The 20,861-nt window shown below is 57.6% G+C and carries 12 protein-coding genes; 2 read left to right on the top strand and 10 right to left on the bottom strand.

The genetic code is table 11. The features are described 5' to 3' along the window. Positions 1–5: 5 nt before the first annotated feature. Together P6287_RS01835 and P6287_RS01830 are read right to left on the bottom strand one after the other, a co-directional pair. The gene (locus P6287_RS01835) at positions 6–1,790 is read right to left on the bottom strand and encodes a GMC family oxidoreductase (protein ID WP_101762364.1); all 1,785 of its coding nucleotides are present in this window, start codon (positions 1,788–1,790) and stop codon (positions 6–8) included. Positions 1,791–1,792: 2 nt separating this feature from the next. Next, positions 1,793–2,527 carry a gluconate 2-dehydrogenase subunit 3 family protein gene (locus P6287_RS01830; RefSeq protein ID WP_101762365.1) on the bottom strand — a complete coding sequence of 245 codons (735 nt, stop codon included), beginning with the start codon at positions 2,525–2,527 and terminating at the stop codon, positions 1,793–1,795. A gap of 296 nt (positions 2,528–2,823) precedes the next feature. On the opposite strand from P6287_RS01830, the gene sbmA reads away from it, so the two are divergent. Then, entirely contained in the window at positions 2,824–4,059 is a 1,236-nt protein-coding gene (sbmA, locus tag P6287_RS01825) for a peptide antibiotic transporter SbmA (protein WP_277974411.1), read from the top strand. Positions 4,060–4,216: 157 nt separating this feature from the next. Here sbmA and P6287_RS01820 read toward each other — a convergent pair whose 3' ends face one another. The 4 genes from P6287_RS01820 to P6287_RS01805 form a co-directional block, all read right to left on the bottom strand. Continuing rightward, positions 4,217–5,857 carry a dihydroxyacetone kinase subunit DhaK gene (locus P6287_RS01820; RefSeq protein ID WP_192412647.1) on the bottom strand — a complete coding sequence of 547 codons (1,641 nt, stop codon included), beginning with the start codon at positions 5,855–5,857 and terminating at the stop codon, positions 4,217–4,219. Positions 5,858–5,979: 122 nt separating this feature from the next. Continuing rightward, the gene (locus P6287_RS01815; RefSeq protein WP_277974410.1) at positions 5,980–7,032 is read right to left on the bottom strand and encodes a YncE family protein; all 1,053 of its coding nucleotides are present in this window, start codon (positions 7,030–7,032) and stop codon (positions 5,980–5,982) included. 214 nt (positions 7,033–7,246) lie between these two features. After that, on the bottom strand, positions 7,247–7,456 hold the full coding sequence (locus tag P6287_RS01810; protein ID WP_192412651.1) for a DUF1471 domain-containing protein: 210 nt from the start codon (positions 7,454–7,456) through the stop codon (positions 7,247–7,249). Between the two features lie 268 nt (positions 7,457–7,724). After that, positions 7,725–8,912, bottom strand: a complete 1,188-nt coding sequence (locus P6287_RS01805) for an MFS transporter (protein WP_101763035.1) — start codon at positions 8,910–8,912, stop codon at positions 7,725–7,727. Positions 8,913–9,016: 104 nt separating this feature from the next. Between P6287_RS01805 and P6287_RS01800 the strand changes: the two genes are divergently transcribed. Further along, the gene (locus P6287_RS01800) at positions 9,017–9,967 is read left to right on the top strand and encodes an AraC family transcriptional regulator (RefSeq protein ID WP_101763127.1); all 951 of its coding nucleotides are present in this window, start codon (positions 9,017–9,019) and stop codon (positions 9,965–9,967) included. Here the strand turns inward: P6287_RS01800 and P6287_RS01795 are convergent. The 4 genes from P6287_RS01795 to murQ all read right to left on the bottom strand — a co-directional run bounded on the left by P6287_RS01795 (position 9,964) and on the right by murQ (position 20,840). Further along, positions 9,964–11,508, bottom strand: a complete 1,545-nt coding sequence (locus tag P6287_RS01795) for a PAS domain-containing methyl-accepting chemotaxis protein (RefSeq protein WP_277974409.1) — start codon at positions 11,506–11,508, stop codon at positions 9,964–9,966. The two genes, P6287_RS01800 and P6287_RS01795, sit on opposite strands and share 4 nt — an antisense overlap. Positions 11,509–11,936: 428 nt before the next feature. Then, complete coding sequence (locus tag P6287_RS01790) at positions 11,937–18,008, bottom strand: autotransporter outer membrane beta-barrel domain-containing protein (RefSeq protein WP_277974408.1); 6,072 nt, start codon at positions 18,006–18,008, stop codon at positions 11,937–11,939. Between the two features lie 490 nt (positions 18,009–18,498). Then, positions 18,499–19,929 (bottom strand): PTS N-acetylmuramic acid transporter subunit IIBC, encoded by a 1,431-nt coding sequence (murP, locus tag P6287_RS01785; RefSeq protein ID WP_101763038.1) that lies wholly within the window; start codon positions 19,927–19,929, stop codon positions 18,499–18,501. After that, positions 19,929–20,840 (bottom strand): N-acetylmuramic acid 6-phosphate etherase, encoded by a 912-nt coding sequence (gene murQ, locus P6287_RS01780; RefSeq protein WP_277974407.1) that lies wholly within the window; start codon positions 20,838–20,840, stop codon positions 19,929–19,931. The genes murP and murQ overlap by 1 nt, the downstream gene beginning before the upstream one ends. Between the last annotated feature and the right edge of the window lie 21 nt (positions 20,841–20,861).

The raw sequence follows: 20,861 nt of genomic DNA, 5'->3' as shown, positions 1-20,861 counted from the left end.
GTTCCTTATGCCTGTACCAGCGGGCCGGGGTTCTTCAGATACTGTTCACGAATCGCTTTGGCTGACCAATAGGTCAACGCGGCGACCATGCCCGTTGGGTTGTAGCCGAGTCCCTGCGGGAACGCCGACGCACCTGGCACAAACACGTTCGGCACATCCCAGCTCTGCAGGTAACGGTTCACCGCACTGGTTTTTGGATCTTCACCCATGATCGCGCCGCCGCTCATGTGCGTGGTTTGATACACGGTGGTGTCGAAGTGCGAGCCCGGCCCTTTCGCGCCGCCGATGATCATTTTCGGGTTCATCGCTTCGGTGATTTTGCGCATCTTACCGATCATGAACTGCGCCATCTTGATGTCGTTATCCTGCCAGTCAAAGGTCATACGCAGCAGCGGCTGGCCGTAGGCATCTTTGTAGTTCGGATCGAGATCGAGATAGTTGGCGCGATACGACTGGTGCGCGCCGTGCGCATCCATCGAGATGTGATGGTTGTAGGTATCCGCGACCGCAGATTTCCACTGGCTGCCCCAGTTTGGCGTGCCTTTCGGCGTTGGCAAACCGGAAATCGGCTTGGTACCGGCTTGGTTCACCCAGAATGGCGAACCGCCAACGAAGCCGTGCGGACCGTGATCGAAGTTGTCGGCGTTGAAATCGTCCACCGCCACACCTGCGCCACCGGCACCGATAAACGGGTTGGTGGTGGTGTTTTTATCGAACAGCGCTTTCAGCGTCGAGATGTTCTGATAGGCGAAGTTACGGCCCACCACACCTTCGTTGGAAATCGGGTTATACGGCTTGCCGATGCCGGAGAGCAGCATCAGATGCACGTTGTGGAACTGGAACGCCGACAGGATCACCAGATCCGCAGGCTGCACCACTTCGCGGCCCTGACCATCGAGATAGGTCACGCCGGTGGCGCGCTTTTTATCGTCGGTCAGATTGACGCGCAGCACGTAGGCGTTGTTGCGCAGCTCGAACTTCGGTTCCTGACGCAGCGCGGGCAGGATGTTGACGTTCGGCGAGGCTTTGGAATACATGTAGCAGGCGTAACCGCTGCAGAAACCGCAGAAGTTGCACGGGCCCATCTGTGCGCCGTAGGTGTTGGTGTACGGGCCTGAGGTGTTGGCCGACGGCATATCATAAGGGTGATAACCCACCGATTCCGCCGCTTGCGCGAACAGCTGCGCCGAGTAGGTGCGCTTCTGCGCCGGCAGCGGGAAATCGCTGGAGCGATCCGGCGCGTACGGGTTGCCGCCCTTCTCTTTGCCCAACAGTTTGCCTTTGATTGACCAGGCGCTGCCCGAGGTGCCGAACACTTTCTCGGCCTGATCGAAGAAGGGTTCCAGCTCGTCATAGTTGACGCCGAAATCCTGAATCGTCATGCCTTCCGGAATGAAGTTTTTACCGTAACGCTGCTCGTAATGGCTGCGCAGGTTCAGTTCTACCGGGTCAACGCGGAAATGCACGCCTGACCAGTGCAGACCTGCACCGCCGGTGCCGGTGCCGGGCAGAAACGCCGCCAGCTGGCGATAAGGTACGGCGGTTTGCGAGGCATCGTGACGAATCGTTACGGTGCTTTTCGACAAATCCTGGAACAACTTTTTGCGGATGTTATAGGTCAGTTCGTCAATCGACTGCGGATAGGATCCATCCGGGTAGGTATCGCGATGCGGACCGCGCTCCAGCGCCACCACATTCAGGCCCGCTTCGGTCAGCTCTTTCGCCATGATGGCACCCGCCCAGCCAAAACCGACCACGACCGCATCCACTTTTTTCAATTCATTTGCCACGCTTACGTCCTCTCCCCGCGAATATCCACTGACGGGAACGGATAACGTTCGCCGCGTTCTACCCAATCCATAAAGTCAGCGCGTGCGCCTGGGAAGCCAATCAGCTTCCAGCCCACCATGCCCTGGTTGCCGCCGTGGATCGGATCGCTGAAATAGCCCTCGCGGGTGTTTTGCAGCAGGAAGGAGAAGAAGGTTTTCGCCGGCAGCTGCGGGAACTCGGCCGTGCCGCTTTCAAACGCGGTCAGCAGCGCATCCTGCTGTTCGCCCGTCAGCTCGGCAAACACTTTGCCATGCTGTTTTTTGCTCCAGCCATCGGCATCGGCGAGGCCGAGACGGTAGATCTGCTGCGGCACCAGCGGCAGCTGATAACCCAACTCTTTTGGCAGATCGGGATTGAACGGACCTTGCATGTACCAGTTGTTACCGGTGGCATACGGCGTGTTCATTTGACGATCGATAAATTCCGGCACGCCAGCTTCAAGTGCGCCAGGACCGCGTTCGTCGTTAGGGATCAGGCGCGCCACGGCCGCAGTGATAAAGGCAAACTCTTCGGCGGTGAACCAGGTGGGCTGGTAGCTACGCGCCTGTTGTGGTGATGCGTTTTGTTCTGCTGCCCCAGCGGCCATTGGTGCCACCAGTGCGCCCATCGCCGTACTGCCCACCGCCATTGCCGGCGCCAGGGTGATGGTTCTCAGCAGAAAATCCCTGCGAGTGTGACCATTTTTTTGTTCTGACATGACATTGCCTCAGTACCACATATAATGCGGCATGAAAGTTAAGTAGTTGCGTTGTATTGTTTTTTTATTGATAGCTTAAGGGATACAGCAGCACTGTTACCGGTAACAGTGCAAATATTGTAACACCATTGCTGTGGATAATTTAGTTGTTAGAAACAAATTCGCACTAATTACTTAACAATTGCCGCTGTCGTTTTACATCGCAGCGGCGAAACTGACATCGTCAGATACAACCCACAACAGACAGATAGAGGTCTGAAGCGGTATAAAAGCGTACACACAACAGCGGAGTGCCTATGTTTAAGTCCTTTTTTCCGCGGCCAACGCTGTTTTTCAGCTCAGCTGCGATTTGGAGTTTGCTGGCGATTTTTGCCTGGTTTGGCTTTTTCAGTGATTTCCCGGCGCGCTGGTCTGCACTACAGGCGGCGATGCACGAACCTTTGCCAACCAATGCCAGCCGTTTTATTCACATCAGCCAACTGTGGTTTTACGCCTATTACTGGATCGTTGCCGGCCTCTTTGCGCTAGCGTGGCGCGTGATTGATAACCATCCGTGGCAGCGCTGGTCGGTTTGGGGGGCTGCGTTAATCATCTTCATTACCTGGTTTAGCGTGCAGGTGAGCGTGGCGATCAATGCCTGGTACAATCCGTTTGGCAATATGATCCAAAAAGCGCTGAGCAAGGCGAATGCCGTCACTATTGAGGAATTTTACCATCAGCTCACCGCTTTCCTCGGTATCGCGCTGATCGCGGTAGTGATTGGTGTAATAAGCTCCTTCTTTATCAGCCACTGGATATTCCGCTGGCGTACTGCGATGAACAACTACTACATGCATAACTGGCAACGCTTACGCCACGTGGAAGGTGCTGCGCAGCGTGTCCAGGAAGATACCATGCGCTTCGCCGGCACACTGGAAGATTGGGGAGTGAATTTTATTCAGGCGATCATGACGCTGGTGGCATTTCTGCCGGTGTTGGTCGCACTGTCACCCAACGTTAAAGAGGTGCCAATTCTTGGCAATCTTCCTTACGCGCTGGTCATCGCCGCCCTGCTGTGGTCAATTTTTGGTACGGGTTTACTGGCGCTGGTAGGTATCAAGCTACCCGGACTGGAATTCCGCAATCAACGGGTTGAAGCGGCCTATCGTAAAGAGCTGGTGTACGGGGAGGATCATGCCGATCGGGCGGCTCCGCCAACGGTGGCAGAGTTATTTAGCCGCGTACGCCATAACTATTTCCGCCTCTATTTCCACTATCTGTACTTTAATATCACCCGCATTCTTTATCTGCAGGTCGATAATCTGTTCGGACTGTTTTTACTGTTACCGTCGATTGTGACCGCATCCATTACGTTGGGCATGATGAACCAAATCACTAACGTGTTTGATCAGGTGCGTTCGTCATTCCAGTATCTCATTACCTCTTGGTCGACGCTGGTTGAGCTGATGTCGATCTATAAACGTCTGCGCAGTTTCGAGCAGATTTTGCAGGATATTCCACACGAAGAGATGATGCGCGAAGCCGCGGAGTAAGGTGGTAGTGCGGTGCGGTCTGGTGCCCTCACCCCGGCCCTCTCCCACGGAGAGGGAGACGCTGCCAAATGTCAAATATGTGCTCGGTCAGTCCCCTCTCCCGCTTGCGGGAGAGGGTTAGGGTGAGGGTGAGGGTGAGGGGCCAGGCGCACTCTGTTTAACCCGCCAACACCGCAAACACCTTCTCAATCGCATACGCGCCCGGATCTTTCACGCCATCCAGACTCTGCTGGTTCAGATACGCGGAACGCCCCGCTTTGGCGCTCTGCATCTGCGCAGTGGCGTCGGCGCCTTTCTGCGCCGCTTCTGCCGCCGCAGCCAGCGACTCGCCCGCCACTAACGCTTCCAGCGCCGGTTGCAGCGCATCCACCAACGTACGATGACCCGGCTGCGCGCCGCCGTAATGTTTCATGCGCTCCAGCCCGTGCATCAAGGCCTGCGGCAGCGCGCTGCCCTCTTCCAGCTGCTGGCCGGCGCTGGTGAACAGAATTGACATCAACACGCCGCTCGATCCCCCCATCACCGTCGCCAGCTGCTCGCCAATCAGCGCCAGCAAGGTTGGCAGCTCATCCAGCGGCAGCTGTTTTTCCTGCAGGCCGCGCTGAATTTTCTTCGCCCCGGCGGCAAAGGTTGAGCCGGTATCGCCATCGCCCACTTTGGCATCCAGCGCGTTCAGCTCGCTTTCCAGATCGATCAGCGTCTGCGTGACGCTGGCGACGATGCGCGCCACCTCCGCATTCTCAGAGGCATCAAAATCCAGCACGCTGCCGATTTTCTCTGCACGTTGCAGGCTGATCGGCGCAAAGTCATACACCGGCACCCAACCCAGCACCTGAACCGGCGCGTTTAACGCTTCGAGGAACGGCTCCTCCAGCGCCAGCAGCGTCAGCGAAAAACCTTTCATATCCAGCGCGCTGACCAGCGTTGCCGGCCCCAGCAGATGCGTGATGCGCGCCGCCAGCGGCGACTGCAACACTTCACGCGTTAACAGCGCCAGCTCCAGCTGCGAGAAGCCACCGAGATTGTTGATCAGCAACAGCGCTTGCTTGCCGTCCGGCAGCGCCTGCGCCAGTTTATCGGTCATGATGCTGGTGATTTGGCGGCTGTCTTGCGTATCCAGCGTGATTACACCCGGCTCGCCATGAATGCCCATGCCGAGCTCGCTGTGCCCGGGCGCGACGCGCTCATCGCGTTTTTCGCCCGGCACATGACAAGTGGCAAAAGCCAAACCGATGGACGATGTGGCATCAATCGCGCGCTGCGCCAGCGCTTTGACCTCATCCAGCGATTGTCCCTGCTCCGCCGCAAAGCCAGCAATTTTGTGCACCAGCACAGTCCCGGCGATGCCGCGTGGCTGCGGGTTTTCCGGCAGCGCGATATCATCCTGCACCATCACCAGCTCAACTTTGTAGCCGAGGTTTTTGGCTTTCTCTGCCGCCAGTCCGAAGTTAAGACGGTCGCCGGTATAGTTCTTCACAATCAGCAGGCAACCGGCATCGCCGGTGACGTTAACAATGGCGTTCAACACCGCATCGACGCTCGGCGAGGCGAAGATATCGCCGCACACCGCCGCCGTCAGCATGCCTTTGCCGACAAATCCGGCATGCGCCGGTTCATGGCCAGAACCGCCGCCCGAGATCAGCGCCACTTTGCTTTTATCCCAGTCCGAACGCACCACCACGCGAATCTCATCACCGAGATCGAGGCGACTGAGGTTGTGCCACGGCGTACTCAGCAAAACCCCTTCGATGGCTTCGTTAACCAGATCGTTTTTCTCATGCATAAAAAACTGGCTCATTGCATCCTCTCCATTGGTGTTGTCGTCCTACAAGGTAGCGTATGTGCGTAAAGAATAGGCGCAGCGAAGTGCGGAAATGCAAAGGGCGGCACAAGCCGCCCTTTAATTCAGACTATTACCGCTTATAAAGCGATGCGCAGCACGCTATCTGGATTTTTTGGTGGTTCTTTGCGTGAACCCGGCTGCTTGAGGCTGACAAACAGGGTTTTGCCATCGGCGGAAAGCGCCAGGCTGTTTGGCAGGCCCGGCGCTTTCACCGTGCGTTTTACCTGGTAACTGCTGGCGTCGATGATGCTGATTTCGCCCGCTTTACGGTGCGTGACGTACAGCTCATCACGATCGGCATTAAACAATACCGCCAGCGATTCCGGCACATCGATCTTGTGGATCACCTGCTGGGTGCGGGTATCCAGCACCAGCACCTGCGGTTGTTTTGAGTCGCTGAGGAAGGCGCGATGGCCTTTGGTATCCAGCGAGATATTGAGGAAGAAGTGATCTTTGTCGCCATCGATTTTCTGACGCTTTTCAATCGCGTTCAGGCGCGTATTGATGGTCACCAGTTCGCCATCGGAGTTAGTGACGTACAGTTTTTGCGCCGCAGAATCGATCGCTAAACCGGTGCCCATTTTGCCGGTGTTCGGCACGGTGCTGATCAGTTGCAGGGTTTTGCCATCCACCACCCACACCACGCTCTGCTCACCGAGGCCAGTGATGTAAACTCGATCGGTCGCCGGATCAACCGCCAACTGGCGCGGCTGCAGCGGACGCACGGTTTCACTGCGCTGACGCCCATCCAGCACCAGCGTGTTGATCACCTTGCCGCTGGTGGCATCCACTGCAGTCAGTGCAGCATCGCGGGTGTTACCGAAATAGAGAATGTTGGTTTTCTGGTTGATCGCCGCGCCAAAGGTCGGCAGATCGGTGTTGATGGTTTGCTTTACCGCCAGATCCTGCGGATCGAGACGATAAACGGTGCCGCCTTTTTTGTCGGTGGTACTCTGCGCGGTCGCCAGGAACAGCGCATTATCGCTGTTGCTGAACGCCAACTCGTAAGCGCCTTTTGAGATCGCCTGGTTCAACGGCTGAGACTCCGCCGCCATCACCGCAGAGGTTGAGAACAGCGCTGTTGCCAGCAGCAGTGGACGCAGCGCCCACGATTTTTTATTCGCCTTCATAACTTCTCCATAGCAAAAACACCGCCTGATGGCAGTGAAGTGAAAGCCCGACATTACAACCAATGTTAAAAAGACAGCCCGAGGCGAGCCGACGAAGGGTGCTACTTTTTGAGAATAGTAATCATTTCGAAGGGAAAGTGACAGGATTTTATCGGCTTACCAACGCCGCCAGGGCGCCCGAAGGCACCCTGTCAGCACAGAACGTTAATGCAACTTATTTGGTCAGTTCAGCAGTCATGTGCACGCCGTTGTTGAAGTTGGCTTCGGTCACTTTATACGAAGCACCAGCTTCATGCGCCTGAGCAGCGATTTGCGCTTCTGCTCCATCCAGCGTTGAAGCGGTTGCAGTGATGCTTTGCGCAAAGCTCGCGAATGGCAGAACGGTCAGAGCAACAACAGCAGCAAAAGTTTTGATGGTTTTCATGGTCAATTCCTTAATGTACGTTTGATTGAGTAAGGCGTCATCGCCTTGTTGAGAGATATAATAGGCGCAGAATTGATCAGTAAAAAGCGGAGAGATTTGCCGTTGTCATTCGAATATTTTGAACATAAAAAGCACGTTTGGGTTAACCTTTGTGCAAAGGGTTAAAAATCTGACATTTAATTAAAAGGCAGGATATATGGCTGTGATAGCCAGAACGCATAATGCTATCGCGGCGCGATTTATCGCGCCGCGACGGATGGCATAGGTGTTAACCGTGATGACGAACGCGGGTGAAGATGGTGATGGCCGCCAGCAGCATCAGCACGCCGCTGGCGAGGAACACGCCGCCGGCGCCTTGCAAATCAAACATCCAGCCGCCGGCTGCGGCACCGGCGGTGATCGCCAGCTGAATGGTGGCGACCAGCAAACCGCCGCCTGATTCCGCATCGTCCGGCACCGCGCGGGAGATCCACGTTGACCACCCGGTTGGCATCGAACCAAACGCCAGGCCCCACAGCGCCACGCCCGCCGCGACCAGCCACGACACCTCGCCGAAACTCACCAGCAGCAGCGCGGTCACGCTCATCACCAGCGCCATCGCGGTTAACGTCAGCGATACGCTACGCGTCACCAGATATCCCGCCAGCGAAGTACCGAAGAAGTTCGCCACGCCAAACGCCAGCAGCACCAGCGACAGCTGATTGACGTTCAGCTGCGCGCTGCCTTCGAGGAACGGACGCAGATAAGTAAAGAAGGCGAAGTGGCCGGTAAACATCATGATCACCGCCAGCATGCCCCAGCGCATCACGCTTTTACGCAGCAGATCCAGCACGCCACCGCTGCGCGCTTTATTAATCGGCGGCATCGCGGGCAAGGTGAAGAACTGCCACAGCAGCGCCAGCACGCCTAATGCAGCGGTCAGAATGAAGATGTTACGCCAGCCAATAATGCCGCCCAGATAGCTGCCGAGCGGCGCAGCAATAATGGTCGCCAGCGAAATACCGCTAAACACGATGGATAGCGCGCGCGGCACCTGATCGCTCGGCACCAGACGCATGGTAATCGCGGTCGAGAGCGTCCAGAAGCCGCCAATCGCCACGCCCAGCAGCACGCGGGCCAGCAGAATCATTGGCAGATTCTCGGCAAAGGCCACCAGCAGCGCGGAGGCAATCAGCAGCAGCGTAAAGGCCAGCATCACCACGCGACGATCAAGTTGGCGCGTAACGTTGCCAATCACCAGGCTGGTGAGCAGCGCCACCAGCGCAGTCACGGTCACGGTTTGTCCCGCCTGCCCTTCGCTGATGCGTAGCGTGTCGGCAATCGGCGTCAGCAAGCTTACCGGCAGAAATTCTGCGGTAATCAGGCCGAACACGCCAAAGGCCATGGCAAACACCGCGCCCCACGCCGGTTTATCCACGTCTAACGGTGTTTCGACTATTTCAGTATCCAGGCTCATCTGTGATCCCCATCACAAAATATTTAGCGTTAAGCATAGTGACTGTTCATCAGACGATCTATGATGCAGAAACTTTGTTTTTTGATTATTCGTCTGGGATTGGTATGAGCCGCTATGAAGATCTGACCAGTGAATTGCTGATGGGCATGCGCCTGTACGGCGTCAAATACCAGCGTATCGCGCTGCACGCGCCTTTTGGCCTGCAATATGACGACGCGCCTGGTCGCGCGCAGCTGCATTTTGTTGGGCGCGGATCGTTACTGATTCGCTCGGCGTCAGGCGTGATCTATCCGCTGCAGGCCGGCGATGCGCTGCTGATCCCGCACGGCAAACCGCACGCGCTGATCTCCAGCGAAGAGGCCGTTTGCGAACCCATTTCGACGTTTAATAGCCGCCCGATTTGCGCCAGCGTCTGTGCCATCGACGACAGCACCGAACTTTGCCCGGATAACAGCGATGTGATTCTGTTCAGCGCCTGCATGGCGTTTGAACTGGGCGGCATGCAGCCGCTGGTGCACACCATGCCAGATGTGATGCTGGTGAGTACGCTGCTGGCGCAGTACCCGGAAATTCAGCCGATTCTCGATGCGATGGAGCGCGAAACGCGGCAGCGCAAAGCCGGTTTCGCCGGGATTTTGTCGCGGCTGGCGGATGTGGTGGCGGCGCAAATTGTGCGGGGCTGGGTGGAGAACGGCTGCGGCAAAGGCAGCGGCCTGGTGCAGGCGCTGCGCGATCCGCGTCTCAGCCTGGCGATGGCGGCGATGCATCGCGCACCCGGCGAAAATTGGACGGTGGAGCGGCTGGCGCGCGAATCCGGCAGTTCACGCTCGGTGTTTGCCGCGCGCTTCCAGACGGCAACCGGCATGACGCCGCTGCGCTATCTTACCGAGCTGCGCATGCGGCTGGCGGTGGAACGTATCGTGAACGAGGGCGAAGCGGTGGAAAGCGTTGCCTTCCACCTCGGTTACGGTTCGCTGGCGGCGTTTAGCCGCGCCTTCAAACGCATTGTTGGCACGCCACCCGGCGCACTGCGCGCCGAACGCGACATGCGTTAACGGAACACGCTGATCGCTTCCACCAGACGATTGGCCTGATGCTTCATGCGACCGGACGCTTCGGCGCTTTCCGCCACGCGCGCGGCATTTTGATGGGTGATTTCGTCGAGATCTTCCACCGCCGTGCTGACCTGCGTCAGCGCGATGGCCTGCTCGGCGGTCGCGCCGCTGATTTGCGCGATCAGCGCAGTGACATTCTGCACCTGATCGACAATCTCCTGCATGGTGTGCCCAGCGGCATCGGCGTGGTCGCTGCCCGATTGCACGCGGCTGGCGCTGGTTTCCACCAGATGTTTGATTTCGCTGGCGGCTTTGGCGCTGCGTTGCGCGAGATTGCGCACTTCACCGGCCACCACCGCAAAGCCTTTGCCCTGCTCACCGGCGCGCGCGGCTTCCACTGCGGCGTTAAGCGCCAGAATATTGGTCTGGAAAGCGATACCGTCAATCACGCTGGTGATGTTGGCGATGCGCTTCGAGCTGTCGGCGATCTCCGCCATCATGCCCACCATCTCCTGCATCACTTCGCCGCCTTTGATCGCCGCATGACTGGTGTTTTCCGACAGCCCATTGACCTCTTTAGCGGTATCAGTGTTGCTCTTCACCGTGGCGGTCATTTCGTTCATGGTGGCGGCGGTTTGCTGCACGTTAGCCGCTGCTTGTTCGGTGCGGCGGCTCAATTCGTCGTTGCTGCGCGCGATGGCATCGCTGGCGCTCAGCACGTTGATCGCCTGGCCGCTGACATCATCCACCAGCCAGCGGAACATCAGCCCAAGCTGACCGATGGCGCGCAGCGTCACGCCAATCTCATCAACGCGATCGATCTGCTCCACTTTATGGCTGGCGCCGGTCGCCACGCTCAATGCCTGACGGCACATGCGCTCCATCGGACGTGAAATTTGCTGCTCCAGCCACAGACTCGCCAGCAGTAAAAGGCCCGCCATGCCGCCGGCAAAGCAGCCAATGGCGAGAGGTGCAAGGCCCAGCAGCCAGACGCCAATCACCGAGAGCGGCAGCAGCGTTAATAAGGTTGAGCGGATGCGCCAGCGCAGCGGCAGAGTTTTCAGGATCGAGCCCAGGCGACGCCAGCCGGTGCCGACCATCAAGCCTTTATGGAAACGGCGTCCTTTGACGCGCCCTTCGCGGAAGTCGCGGTACAGCGCTTCGGTCTGGCGAACCTCCTCCACCGACGGCTTGGTGCGCACCGACATAAAACCCTGCACCTTGCCTTCACGCACCACCGGAATGGCGTTGGCGCGCACCCAATAGTGATCGCCATTTTTACGGCGGTTTTTCACCAGCGCCGTCCACGGCTCGCCCTGTTTGAGGGTCGCCCACATATCGGCAAAGGCTTCCGGCGGCATATCCGGGTGGCGCACCATGTTGTGTGGCTGGCCATTCACCTCTTCCGGACTGAAGCCACTGACTTCAATAAAGGCATCGTTGGCATAGGTGATGTAGCTGTTGAGATCGGTAGTCGACATCAATGTGGCGTCATCGTCAAAAGCGAATTCACGCTGAGTGACGGGCTGGTTGTTACGCATGTGTGTGTCCTTGCAATACGCAGGCGAAAAGAAACAATCGATAATACTTTTTTATCTTTTCGGCATCGTACGGCTTGAGCTTTAGCACCAGTTTCAAATTCAGGGCAATAAAAAAGCCGCTTTGCAGCGGCTTTCACACTTTTTCACTTAGCTCATCGATTAACCGGGTTTTACAATAAACCAAATCAATCTTTAATTTAAACGCATTCATCAGACCTGCAGGGCGAAGGGCAATGGAGTGTCTCAAAGCCATTTGTGTTGCAGCCAACGCACCTGCAGCGCAAAGGGCGCAGGGAGATGGGATTTCCCAAAGCCATTTGTGTCGCAGGAAGGCGGCAAGCTCGCTCATCCCCGGGAGCAGAGTGAACTCTGTGACCGGGGTGAGCGAGCGCAGCCAACGCACCTGCGGCGCAAAGGGCGCAGGGAAATCAGAATTGCCAGCGGACCCCCACGTTATACCGCCACCCTTTAGCACCATTGCCAGCGATCTCTTTGCGATAATCCGCTTCCGCATACAATGAAACATCCTTCTGCAGGGTTGCAGTGCCGCCGGCGCCCACTTCCCACATCTGTCCAAACTTGCCGCTGCTGAAGGTGGCGCCAAATGCCGGATTATCCACCGATGACACCGAGGTATCTGCGCTGCCGCCCCAACCTTTGTAGTAGTTCGCGCGCAGATAAGGGGTGTATTGACGATTACTGTCGTCGGTCCAGGTACGATCGAGGCGCGCGCCGAGACGACCAATAGTTTGGTTATAGTCGCCATAACGCACGTTGTTGCCGTCTTTATCGGTGAAATCATTCATATTCAGCTTCATGTACATCAGCTGCGCCTGCGGCTCAAGCTTGTAGCCATCGCCCAACGCAAACGGATAGCCGCTCTCCAGCGATGCCGTCCAGCCGTGGCCTTTCAGCTTCGCTACTTCTTGCGTGCGGGCGATATCGGTTTCGCCGCGATGCCAGTCAAATGACAACACACCGTCCAGATAGAAGCCGCTCTGACGCTGCCAGGTGCCGTAAAACGCCAGGCTGTCGCTGTCGAAAGTGGTGCTGCTGTAACCGTCGGCCGCATGCGGACGAATGCGCGTATTACCGCGCGTATAGGCTAAACCGCCGCGCAGGCTATCCTGCTCGCCATCGAGTCGCAGCAGATTGCCGCCCACCTGCACCGCACTGTAATCGAGGTCAAAGTCATAACCGAAGTCGCGGAAACTCTTATCGCTCTTGTACTTCAGGTTCGAGCCGATATAGCGCAGGAACATCTCGCCGCCGTTGCCTTGCGGACGTGTCTGCTCGTGGCGCAGTTCACCAAGACGTTTATGCAGATCGTCGATAATCGCCGAGGTGTAATAGGCCAGGCCAACCGGTGCCGACACATAAGATGGCACCTGCGGCACCACCGCCGGACGCGAATCGTAGCTTTGCGGCGTGCCAAAGGCATCGGTGACGAAGGTCGGCTGACAGTTAGCGCTATCCTCACACACGTAGTAGTTCGCCAGACGGTAATCCCAATAGTTATTGCCGCTGCCGCTGACTAAACGCTGGCTGGGATCGCTGCTGCCCGGTGCAAAGGTGTAGAGCCGATATTGCCACGGCCCGGCACCGAGATAGCCATCCTTCAACGCGAAGCTGTTGGCGCTGGCATTACCGCCTACCTGCGCCAGCGAGATCCCTTCGTTGCCCTCTACCCCTCCATTTTGATTGAGATCGGTGAGTGCGCCGATGCTGGCATCCGCCAGTTTCACATTCACCAGCGTGGTACCGCTGGCATTGCCGGTGACGTTAATGTGGTCAGTGAACTGATTGCTTAGCGCACCACCCTGGTTGAGATTAGTGACCAGATTGAGCTGGCCGCCGCTCGACGCCAGCGAGCCAGCAATATCCAGCGTGTTGCCCGGTGAACCCGCGCCGTTGGTGAGATCCAGCGTACCGGCGTTGTTCACCAGCAGCGAATCGGCGGTGCCGCCGGATAGCGTCGGATGCACGTTATCGCCGGCATACAGCGTGGAATCCGCATCGACATTGATGGTGCTGTGCGCCAGCTGCAGGTTATCGGTTAGTGTCCATTGGGTATTGGCGAAGTTGATGGTGCTCCAGCCGCTGCCAAGATTAACGCCTTTGCTGAGATCGTCGGCGCTGAAGCTGCCGCCGCGCGCGCCAATCTGATTGAAGGTCAAGGTGTTGCCGGTGCCATTACCGCTGGTGAGATGGTAGGTGGTGCCGAGATCGACCTTGCTCACTTCAGCCGTGTTGTTGTTGTCGTTGCCCATGGTCAGGCTGCCGTTGAGCGTTCCGCCCGTCCAGCGGAACCGATCCGATCCGCCGCCCGGATTGATATCGCCCTGCACCGCGCCTTCGGTCAGCAGAATTTCGTCATCGGCGTTGCTGCCCGCTACCGCCACGGTTTGTGGATTGGCGGTGATGATGTTGCCGAGGTTCTCGAAGATGGTTTTACCGCCGCGCAGATCCACCACCGGCGCCGTCAGGCTGTTGGAGGTGAAGTTGCCGGTATTGACGATGGTGCCCGCCGTGCTGGAGACCAGCGCCGATCCGCCCGCCGCATTGTCGATATTGACGTTGGCGGCGGTGGTGACATTGCCGGTGGTATTGGCGCGGATACCGGTGCCGCCTGCGCCGGTAACATTAAATTGATAGCCCGACCCCAACGTCAGATCGCCGCGGGTGGTGGAACCATCGGCATTGGCGATATTCAGGCCGCTGCCGCTGCCGGAGACGTTGGTGGTCACCGTCGAAGCCGGATCAAATGGCACGGCGGTGCGAATCCCGTTGCCGTCACCGACGTTAATGGTGAGATTGCTCAGGCCAACGTTGCTTAGTTCGGCGCGGTTTTCGATGCCGTTGCCGCTGCCCAGCACGTTCACCGTGGCGTCGCTGGCGCTGAGTGCGGACGCACCGCTATCCAGCAAAATGCCATGCGCATTGCCGCGCGTGGTGATCACCGTGTCGCTGCCGGTAAGCGCCAGCTGCGCGCCGTCGCTGATGCGCACGCCCGCGATACCGTTATCGACATTGATGGTGCCGCCTTTCGCCAGCGTGCTGCCGCTGCCGGAGACATCCAGCCCGGTGCCGTTGGCTACGTTGACCACGCCGTTGTTGGTCAGCGTGCTGCCGGCGCGCGAACGGATCCCAATATTGTTGCTGCCGGTGAGGTTCACATTGCCGTTGTTGACCAACTCTGCGCCGTTAGTGACATCAAAACCCATCGCGCCATTGCCCGCGCCGCTCACATTGCCGTTGCTGGTAACGCGGGTGGCCGCTGACGTGCCATCCAGCGCGTTGCTCAAATCGGTACGCAGATTATTAATCAGCACGCCGACCGCGTTGCTGCCGCTGAGGTTGATGCTGCTGCCGCTATCGAGCGTGGCGTTCGCACCGCCCTCAGCACGGATCGCCGTGCTGCCCTGGCCGCTGGCGGTGAAGTTGGCGTTGCTGCTATTCAGGCTGCTGCCGCTGCCGGAGATAATCGCGCCGGTGCTGCTGCTGGCGCTGGCGGTGAGGGTGGTCGGTGTGGTGAAACTCAGCGCCGCGCCGTCATCAATGCGATAGCCGGTTGAGCCGCTACTGTTGATATTTAACGCATTGGTGGCGGAGCTAATGCGCGATCCGCTGCCCGCCGCGTGATAGGCAATTTGGTCACTGTTATTGAATACCGGCGCTGAACCGGCGGCGATATTCACCAGCGCGCCGTTGAGCGCTTCCGCCCCAATCGCGCCGGTGCCGTTGAGATTCAGCGTGCCACCGTTCAGGTTGGCTACCGCGCGATTGCCGCTGGCGCTGACGCCTCGGCTGCGGTTAGTGGTGCTGCCGCCATTAACATTGATGGTGCCGGTGTTATTGGCGGTGGTGGCAAAGGTGCTGCTGCCGCTGTTCACCGCGATGCCGGTGCCGCCATCGTTGATGTTGATATTGCCGCTGTTGGTGCCGGTCGCACCGCTCTCGACGCGAATGCCGGTGGCGTTGGCGCCGCTGAAGGTGATATCGCCGCTGTTGGTCAACTGCGCGCGATTGCGGGCCAGATAACCGGTCAATCCACTCTGTGACGCATTCAATAACGCCGCAGAGTTCAGGCGGGTGCTGGTCACCGGCGAGCCGCTGTTTCTGCCAAAGATATCGTGTTTTTGTCCGTCAACGATCGCGCCAATTGCGTTGCTACCGGTGAGATTCATGGTGGTTGCGGCATCAATAACACCTGTTGCGCCCCCTTCCACCGTAATGCCATTGGCACCGCTGCCGCTGACGTTGATCACCGCCGCATCGCTGCTCACTTCGGTGCCTGCGCCGCTGCCGAGCACGGCGGTAGAACCGGCACCCGACGCGGTGAGCGACAAGGCGTTACCGTTGAAGTCTGCGCCCTGCTCAACACGAAACAGCGTGGAGTTCTGCGTGGTCACATCAAACGGATTGTTGCCCAGCACGTTAATCAGCGCATTGGGGCCGTAGGCAAAGAAGGCGATCTGATTGGTACCGTTAGAAAAGGTCGGCACGGCAGCCGGATCCACGGTCACCGTGGAATTGCCGCGCGCATGTACGCCGATCGCGCCATTGCCGCTGAGATTGATCGGGCCATCGACGGTGGCCTGCCCCGTGCCGGTTGCACCTTGCCCTTCCACCCACACGCCATAGTTGCGCGTGCCGCTGGCCGGATCGGCGCCGCCTGCCACGTTGATGGTGCCGGTTGAGGTGGCGCTGGCGTTGTTGCCATTGGTCGCCAGCACTTTCAGGCCGGTGCCGTTCACGCCATTCAGGTTAATGGTACCCGCGTTATTGATGTTGCCGGCACTGTTGGTCACCAGCATGCCGACGTTTTCACGCGGAATGGTGGCAGCCGCACCGTTCACATTGATGGCGCCGGTGTTGATCATGGTGGCGTTATTCGCACCGGTCGCTGACATCCCCGCCGCGTTCTGCGTTCTCGTGCCGAGGGTAATGTTGCCGTTGTTAACCGCGTTGCCGTTGGCGACCAGGGCGATACCGCTGGTCAACCCGCTTTGGTTCATCGCGGTATCCGCCGTCGCTTCACCCAGGCTGTTCTGCGGTCCGCGACCAATGTAGATATTGCCGCTGGCGTTATTGGTGAAGCTGGAAGTGGCGTCGGTCAGTAACACGCCAGACGCGGTGCCGCGCGCGCTCGAACCGTTGACGCCGACGTTGATATTGCCGCTGTTATTGGCGGTGGATGACACGCCAAGATTGATGCCCGCCACGCCATACTGTGAATTGCTGCCGGTGGTGGCGAGGTTGAGGATGCCGTTGTTGTTAAAGGTGCTACCGGTTTGCACGGCTACGCCGTTGGCACCGTAGCCGGTCGAACCAATGCCGGTACCATCCTGACGATTGAGGAAGCCGCCGTTAATTACCCCATTATTGGTTCCACTGCTGTTATCGGTTAACACCAGCGCCGTGCCGTTATTGGTGATGCTGCCGCGACTCGCCAGTTTGCCATCAATCACCGCTTGCGCGCCGTTGGAGGCTTTGATCGCACCGCCCGTCGCGCCCACCACTTCCAGCGTTTTACCCGCCGCCAGATTGACTCTCGCGTCCGCGCCATTGGCATTGATCACAATGCGATTGCCGATCGCCTGCGTCACCTCGTCTGGCGGCGTGGCGCTAACGTTGTAGACGATGTTGGCATTGGTGAAGGTGACAGCTTTATTGAACTCAGGCAGATAACGGGTTTTATCAAGATTGCCCGCCTGCAGCTGACCGATCAGCCAGTTGTTGTAGCTTTGCAGCTGGCTGGCGTTGGTGACGGTAAAGCTGGTGCTTTTGCCATCCAGCGTCTGCACGCTGAATGCGCCGTTATAGGTGGCGAGGTTTTGCACCTGATAGCTGCTGGTGGCCGATCCCGCGCCGTCCGGCGTGGCGGTGGCACCGAAAAAGCTGATGCGGTTATTACTGTTCCAGTTCACCGTGCCAGTGCCGCTCACATCAAATAGCTGTGTCTGCTTGGCGGCCATGGTCCAGCTGTTGGTGCTGGCGCTGCTGAGCGCATTCGCCTGGCCGATATTCACATCCAGCGTGCCGCCGGTGACATCCGCAATGCGCGCATCGATGTACTGCGCATCATTGACGTTCTGCACATCCGGCACGCTGGTGGCGCTGGTGACGGGCGCTAAGGCGACAAGACTGGCGGAGTTATATACCTGGAATGTGCTGTTGGTGCCGGTTGCGGGATCGGGCGTGGTGATCGCAAAGTTTTGCGGGCCGGGATCCAGGCGATCCTGATTGAGATACTGCGATCCCGAGGTGATCGCCACTTGCCCGAGCGTGGTGGTGACCGCGCCATCCGTTCCTGCCGTGAATGCCTGATTGCCGGTCAGACTTTCATTGCCGCTGCTGACGGTAATTTTACCGGTTTGGTTGTCATTATTTTCTGGTGTGTAAGTCCCCAACGTAACAGCCTGACTTTGCATCGCTGGATAGATCAGCAATTGCGCCGCCAACATCCCTAATGCGATAGGATTTAATGTAAACCTCATACTTCCTCCAGTGGGCGTGCAGCGTCCGCGCTGTTATTGCAACAGCGTTAAATTCTTCGCGTGGGGATAAAGCGGCAGATAATGACCAATCCCGTGTAGCAATCTAATTTGAGAACAACTGTGTGAAGAAATACGGTGCAGTGAAAAAAGGGATGGAATTGTTGTTATAGATTAATTGGCTTTAGGTATAGACTTTTTCGCTGGTGAGTGCAAAAGACAATTATGAGTAACCTATTGTCATCTCGGGGAATTAATTGCGATGCAGGTTGGATATTCTAAATAATTTGAGGCCATTTTAAATATTAGGTCTGGCTTTCTATCTCCTTAATAAAACCTTTATTTTTTGCTAACGCTTTACTTACAAACGGTACTTAAGCAGTGAATGTGGCTGTGACGGGTTAAGCGACTTGAGAGAGTTTAAAAGCGTGATCGTGATCACGGTTAGACCAGGTCACGCTTTATGCCGACCTGGTCGAAATCCGTACTTCACTCAACTTAAATCCACATTGCGGGTGCCGCCCCACCAGGTAAAGGCGAACCCGCCAATCCACGCCACGATCAGCCCGGCGAGATACACCGCCATGCCGGCAAAAATGCCCTGCGATGAGGTCATTAGCGGCAATGTGACTAATCCTGAAGGGCCAAACACGGTGTTCATTCCCACTGGCAATCCCAGCCATGCCACCAGCCCGATAAAGAAGCCGCCCAGCGCACCGCCAAAACAGGCGGTGATAAAGGGTTTCAGACGCGGCAGCGTGACGCCATAAATCAGTGGTTCGCCGACACCGAGCAAGCCCGGCACAATGGCGCCTTTGATCTGTTTACGCAGCAGTGAGTCTTTATCCGCTTTGCACCATAACGCCAGTGACGCGCCGACCTGCCCGGCGCCGGCCATCGCCAGAATTGGGAAGAGCGAGTTAAAGCCCTGGGTTTCCATTAGCGCGAAATAGACCGGAATAAAGCCTTGATGAATGCCAAACATCACCGCGATCAAAAACAGTCCGGCCAGAATAGCGCAACCAAACGGATTGTTATTTAGATGAATGAACAACCACGACATGCCTTTAAATAATTCGCCGCCGATTGGCATAATCACCAGGAAAGTCACCGCGCCGGTAATTAATAACGTCAGCAACGATGTCAGGATCATATCGAGATTATCGGGAATGATTTTTCGCAGCTGTTTCTCAATCCAGGCACCAAATATTGCCGCCAGCAGCACGCCAATAATATTGCCGCGCGGATCGATCACCATGCCGAAGAAATCCTGCATCCCGCTGTAATAACCGACCTTCGCGTCAGGGATATAACCGAGCACAAACAGCGAGGCGATAATGGCCCCGTTGACGCCGGTACCGCCAAAGGCTTTCTGCGCGTTATAGCCAATCAAAATACTCAGGAAGGTGAACAACCCTTTGCCAAACACCTTCATGTACGCCACGGTATCCAGCAGCCAGCGTGCATGATCGCCAGGCTGATTAAGGTGGAAGATCTGCTCAATCAGCGTGGCGAAACCCAGCAGCAAGCCGGCACCGATAAAACCGGGGATCAGCGGCGTAAAGATGGTGGCGAAGCAGGAGAGAAAACGGTGCAATGCGCTGGTCTGCTTCGCCTTCATCTGCTGCTTTTGCGCGCTGGCGATGGCCTGCAGATCGCCCGGCGCCTGTTGATTAAGCAGTGCCTGCATTTTCTCTGCTGCAGTTTGCGCTTTACCGGGACCGAGCACGATCTGCAGCTGCGCATCGCTGTCGATCACGCCCAGCACGCCCGGCAGCGTTTTGAGTGTGGCGCTATCCACTCGCGCGGCATCGTTTAGTGTCAGACGCAGGCGCGTCATGCAGTTGCCGCACTGCACCACATTATTGGCGCCGCCCACCGCCAGCAAAATGTCGCGCACCAGATCCTCAGTAATGGCCGCCATTATTGCGCTCCTGCGTCACGCAAAGCGTTGCGAATGAAGCCCTGATTCTGACTCAGCAGCGATTTCGCTTCATCGGCCGTTAATCCCGCCAGCACCATGACAATAGCGGTTTTACAGTGCCCATTACACGCCGCCAACGCCTGCTGCGCGGTAGCATCGTCACAGTCGGTGGCTTGTTTGACGATATTCACCTGGCGCTGCACCAGCTTCTGGTTGGTGGCTTCCACATCGACCATCAGATTGCCGTACACCTTGCCGCTGCGAATCATCGCGCCGGTGGTGAGCATATTCAGCACCAGCTTCTGCGCCGTGCCGGCTTTCATGCGCGAAGAACCGGTGACCACTTCCGGGCCCACCACCGGGGTCAACGCCACATCCGCGGCCTGCGACATTGGGCTGTTAGGATTACAGGTTAACGCTGCGGTAAATGCGCCTTGCTGACGCGCATACGCCAGCGCGCCCAATACATAGGGCGTGCGGCCGCTGGCGGCAATCCCGACCAGCACATCGTTAGCGTTGAAATTGATATCACGCAGATCCTGCGCGCCCTGCTCCACGTTGTCTTCGGCGTTTTCTACCGCCTGCAGAATTGCGGTGTGGCCGCCAGCAATTAGCCCAACCACCTGGCTGCGCGGCGTGCCGAAGGTCGGCGGACATTCGCTGGCATCCAGAATCCCCAGACGACCCGACGTGCCTGCGCCGCAATAGATCAGGCGACCGCCTTTGCTGAAGGCGTGAGTGATGGCATCCACCACCTGCGCAATCTGCGGCACGATGGCTTCCACCGCCAGCGCCACTTTTTTGTCTTCATCATTGATCACCCGCAGCATCGCTTCGGTGGTCAGCTCATCAATGTTGTGGCTGGCGGGATTACGACCTTCGGTGATCATCTGGCTCAGATCGAACTGCATGAGACACTCCTGTATGAGAAT

Source organism: Pantoea sp. X85, assembly GCF_029623675.1.
In the GTDB taxonomy this organism is placed as follows: domain Bacteria; phylum Pseudomonadota; class Gammaproteobacteria; order Enterobacterales; family Enterobacteriaceae; genus Pantoea; species Pantoea leporis.
This window is presented reverse-complemented; position numbering and strand designations above follow the sequence as displayed.

Bases quoted from the DNA above. Each gene is read 5' to 3' on its own strand.
- P6287_RS01830 (WP_101762365.1), bottom strand. From the start codon at position 2,527: ATGTCAGAACAAAAAAATGGTCACACTCGCAGGGATTTTCTGCTGAGA.
- sbmA (WP_277974411.1), top strand. From the start codon at position 2,824: ATGTTTAAGTCCTTTTTTCCGCGGCCAACGCTGTTTTTCAGCTCAGCT.
- P6287_RS01820 (WP_192412647.1), bottom strand. From the start codon at position 5,857: ATGAGCCAGTTTTTTATGCATGAGAAAAACGATCTGGTTAACGAAGCC.
- P6287_RS01815 (WP_277974410.1), bottom strand. From the start codon at position 7,032: ATGAAGGCGAATAAAAAATCGTGGGCGCTGCGTCCACTGCTGCTGGCA.
- P6287_RS01810 (WP_192412651.1), bottom strand. From the start codon at position 7,456: ATGAAAACCATCAAAACTTTTGCTGCTGTTGTTGCTCTGACCGTTCTG.
- P6287_RS01805 (WP_101763035.1), bottom strand. From the start codon at position 8,912: ATGAGCCTGGATACTGAAATAGTCGAAACACCGTTAGACGTGGATAAA.
- P6287_RS01800 (WP_101763127.1), top strand. From the start codon at position 9,017: ATGAGCCGCTATGAAGATCTGACCAGTGAATTGCTGATGGGCATGCGC.
- P6287_RS01795 (WP_277974409.1), bottom strand. From the start codon at position 11,508: ATGCGTAACAACCAGCCCGTCACTCAGCGTGAATTCGCTTTTGACGAT.
- P6287_RS01790 (WP_277974408.1), bottom strand. From the start codon at position 18,008: ATGAGGTTTACATTAAATCCTATCGCATTAGGGATGTTGGCGGCGCAA.
- murP (WP_101763038.1), bottom strand. From the start codon at position 19,929: ATGGCGGCCATTACTGAGGATCTGGTGCGCGACATTTTGCTGGCGGTG.
- murQ (WP_277974407.1), bottom strand. From the start codon at position 20,840: ATGCAGTTCGATCTGAGCCAGATGATCACCGAAGGTCGTAATCCCGCC.